The following is a 482-nucleotide window of genomic DNA, read 5'->3' as shown; positions in this document are numbered from 1 at the left end:
CAGCGCCGCGCCGATGGCCATGTGCATGTCCAGGTACTGGTAGGTGCCCAGGCGCCCGCCGAACAGGACGCCGTTGTCGCGGGACTCGACGGCGGCGAGGCGTCGGTACGCGGTGAGCTTCTCGCGGTCCTCGGGCGTGTTGATCGGGTAGTAGACCTCGTCATCCTCGCCGGCGAAGCGGGAATACTCCTTGACAATGACGGTCTTGTCGTCGGGGTACTCGGTGCGCTCCGGGTGGAAGTGGCGGAACTCGTGGATGCGGGTGTACGGCACGTCCGCGTCGTTATAGTTCATCACCGGGGTGCCCTGGAAGTCGCCTGTGTCCAGGACTTCCCGCTCGAAGTCGAGGGTGCGCCAGCCGAGGCGGCCCTCAGCGTAATCAAAGTAGCGGTCCAGCGGGCCGGTGTAAACCACCGGGATGCCCTGGTAGCGGTCGCGGACGTCGAACCAGTCGGTGTTCAGCTCCACGTCGATGAGCTCGT

At 65.6% G+C, this 482-nt stretch carries 1 protein-coding gene; it reads right to left on the bottom strand.

Going from position 1 to position 482, the window contains the following annotated elements; translation table 11 throughout:
- Window positions 1-482: UDP-galactopyranose mutase (locus tag HMPREF0298_RS11295; RefSeq protein ID WP_006841335.1), on the bottom strand; the 482-nt coding region annotated here is incomplete at both ends.

The organism is Corynebacterium lipophiloflavum DSM 44291 (assembly GCF_000159635.1).
GTDB classification, from domain to species: domain Bacteria; phylum Actinomycetota; class Actinomycetes; order Mycobacteriales; family Mycobacteriaceae; genus Corynebacterium; species Corynebacterium lipophiloflavum.
The sequence above is the reverse complement of the archived record's forward strand: the minus strand, read 5'-3'. Positions and strand labels throughout refer to the sequence as shown.